This is a genomic window from Dysgonomonas sp. Shenzhen-Wh21 (genome assembly GCF_043392705.1).
Classification (GTDB): domain Bacteria; phylum Bacteroidota; class Bacteroidia; order Bacteroidales; family Dysgonomonadaceae; genus Dysgonomonas.
The window spans coordinates 1-2528 of record NZ_JAIXHZ010000001.1; the positions used below are offsets into that span (position 1 = coordinate 1).

6 protein-coding genes are annotated in these 2528 nt (G+C 32.8%); all 6 read right to left on the minus strand.

The features are described 5' to 3' along the window. Positions 1–619, minus strand: a 619-nt coding sequence (locus LDB17_RS00005; protein WP_393924808.1) for a WYL domain-containing protein, incomplete at its 3' end; no start/stop codon positions are given. Positions 620–623: 4 nt separating this feature from the next. Further along, on the minus strand, positions 624–875 hold the full coding sequence (locus tag LDB17_RS00010; RefSeq protein ID WP_252639162.1) for a hypothetical protein: 252 nt from the start codon (positions 873–875) through the stop codon (positions 624–626). Positions 876–881: 6 nt separating this feature from the next. Next, positions 882–1097 (minus strand): hypothetical protein, encoded by a 216-nt coding sequence (locus LDB17_RS00015; RefSeq protein ID WP_252639160.1) that lies wholly within the window; start codon positions 1095–1097, stop codon positions 882–884. Further along, on the minus strand, positions 1097–1405 hold the full coding sequence (locus tag LDB17_RS00020; RefSeq protein ID WP_252639159.1) for a hypothetical protein: 309 nt from the start codon (positions 1403–1405) through the stop codon (positions 1097–1099). The genes LDB17_RS00015 and LDB17_RS00020 overlap by 1 nt, the downstream gene beginning before the upstream one ends. 101 nt (positions 1406–1506) lie before the next feature. Beyond that, the gene (locus LDB17_RS00025; RefSeq protein ID WP_252639158.1) at positions 1507–1932 is read right to left on the minus strand and encodes a hypothetical protein; all 426 of its coding nucleotides are present in this window, start codon (positions 1930–1932) and stop codon (positions 1507–1509) included. A gap of 231 nt (positions 1933–2163) precedes the next feature. Continuing rightward, complete coding sequence (locus tag LDB17_RS00030) at positions 2164–2397, minus strand: hypothetical protein (protein WP_393924809.1); 234 nt, start codon at positions 2395–2397, stop codon at positions 2164–2166. Between the last annotated feature and the right edge of the window lie 131 nt (positions 2398–2528).

Sequence of the window (2528 nt, forward strand, 5' to 3'; positions counted from 1 at the left end):
AGGTATCCGGATTAAGGGTTTGTTTTAATTCTTTCGACAATTTATGTTGCTTTTCTATAATAGACGCGTCAAGAATTCTTTCGAGAGCGAATGTTGTACGTCTATTTTGCTCTACATCTGCTCCAATCACGTACCAACGTTGCTTAAACAGACGGATAAAAACGGGTACAAAAAAATATTCTTTGGGTAGTTTATAGTGAGACTTATAGGTTAATCTTAAAGATTTATTTTGCTCTATACTATCCATTATGATTTGGATTCTTTGTACGCCCAAAGGTGCATCTTCTAAAATTAGGTTCTGATGTTTTTGGCACAGTTCTCCCAAGTTAGAAATGCGTAAACCATTTAGCAACCATTGAATAGCTGTGTTCTTATCCAATTCTTCGGTTGAGGCAATTTTGTAGACACCTCCATTATTTTTTTCGCATACAATATCAATGTTAAAGAGCGATTCTGTTTCGTTTCTGTAACGGTGGAAGCTTCGCTCGGTTAACAAACCTCCATCGGGATTGTAAGAAGAGATTCTCCATTTATGTTGAATTTCGTCAATAGTTAGTCCCTGTTCGTTTAGCAATAAGGTATCTACTAACCAAATACAGAATTTATATTTAAAGTTCATATAGTCAATCTATTTTGAGAAATTCAAAAATCTTATTAGCTATCAATTTGCTCGCTTTGTAAATCAGTTTTAAACTTAATATAAAATAAATTATAATGCCCACAATCCAGTACCATTCAAGTTCAAAAGGGTTTGTGGCTGTTGTCGCACCACTTTCTTCTAATAGAATTAATACAAGCATTGGAATAAAAAAGAGAATTGCCGAACCACCTGTCAATACCAAACAAAATATGATAAATGTAATTATTCCTTTCATAAGATACTATTTGATGATAAAATAAATGATATATTTTAATATAATGTATGTGATATAGAACAAGGTAAATCCGCCAATAGTCACAGCTAGTAAAGCTCCAATGATTCCCATAGATTCTTTTAACACAGCAAAACTAGCCAAAGCAAATATGGCTGGGATTGAGTATGAGACAAGGCATATCACCAGGGATATCCAACTTGCTATATTTTTCTTCTTCTCCATTATACAATATCTATTGAAATTGCAGAATCATCGGCTATGTTAAGCAAGTAGACTTTGTCATCTTTTATACTCAGACTTTTTTGCTCGTTGTTGTAAGTTAGGATAGACGCAAAGCCTTCATCAGAAAACGATAGTTCTGAATTCTCTTTTAGTTTTTCGACGATGGTACAAATGGGGATATTTACAAAAAGTGTACTTCGCGACACTGTAATGAAAAGTTGGTCTTTGTTTGTGCTTACAGAGATTCGATACTTCCCGAATTTCCAAATTTGCTCTTTTCCGATTTCTGCGGTTTTTACTTTTTCCATAGCATTCTGTTTTTAATAGTTCTATTTATAATGAATGATATGACAAAAATAACAGCTCTTGTTGCCAAGAGCTGTCAGTGAAGGAAGAATGTGTTGTTTTTTTAAAAATCGAGATATAAAGTTTCATCTTTATTATCCCAAACTTTGCAAAACTCGGAGAAACTTTCTAATGGATTTTGTGAGACAATGGAACTTATTCCTCGAAGAGATGCTAAAATTATTTCCCTATCATCACTCTTTAGTGCATCGTCAAGAGCAGCATAATGTGCATTCAGAGCAGTTTGACGCTCCCCAAATACCATTTGTAGTATTTCCCTTGTTTGTTCATATTTCATTGTCATTAATCGAATCTCTTTATCATTCTGCTTTTCTAATGCTTTTAGCTGAAATGACATTCGATTATGTTCTCTCCAAGCTTCTTGTATTTTATTTAGAGCATCAGGGTTGTCTTTTAAATGATTCTCTAACCTTGTAGCAACTACAAGGCTCGCCTTTTTTAAAGTGTTTTTTTTTGAATCGTCACTCATATTATTCTATTACTTTTGATTGATTTATTTTATTATATTCCGAACACAATATCATTAAATGTTTAATATCTTCCTTAAATTGTATTGATTGTATGAAATCTTCCTCTGCTTTATTTTTGAATATATATCTACTTAGACTAGGTTCCCCAAATATTTTATCTCTTAGTGGTTCATAAGCTGCAATAAAGGCTTTGTTACAAACAACTAGAGCTACTAATATCTCTGACTGCCTTAATAACTTGCTTTATATATCAGAATAGCATGAATACTCTGATCTATATATTTTATAGCACTATTAATACCATATTCTGCTTTGATTAATGCCTCTTTCATTTCTTTATTTACATCAATAATCTGTTCTATCGAATGAAAAAGAGCATCTACGGCAAAATCTATCGCTACATCGGTTAAGTCCCCTTTAGAGACTCCTCCCTTAATTTCAATAGATTTATTCAGTTTATCCAAAGAATTGCTTAATGGAAAATCCAGTTCAGATTGACCCCTTTTGCCAAGTCTAAATTGACCCCTGAAAAAACTTTATTATTACCCCTAAAATATCCTGGTCGACGGGGTCATTTTTATTTTAGCTTTACTTG

What these genes read in the sequence shown, in the direction of transcription:
- LDB17_RS00010 (WP_252639162.1), bottom strand. Translation starts at nt 875, where the DNA reads ATGAAAGGAATAATTACATTTATCATATTTTGTTTGGTATTGACAGGT.
- LDB17_RS00015 (WP_252639160.1), bottom strand. Translation starts at nt 1,097, where the DNA reads ATGGAGAAGAAGAAAAATATAGCAAGTTGGATATCCCTGGTGATATGC.
- LDB17_RS00020 (WP_252639159.1), bottom strand. Translation starts at nt 1,405, where the DNA reads ATGGAAAAAGTAAAAACCGCAGAAATCGGAAAAGAGCAAATTTGGAAA.
- LDB17_RS00025 (WP_252639158.1), bottom strand. Translation starts at nt 1,932, where the DNA reads ATGAGTGACGATTCAAAAAAAAACACTTTAAAAAAGGCGAGCCTTGTA.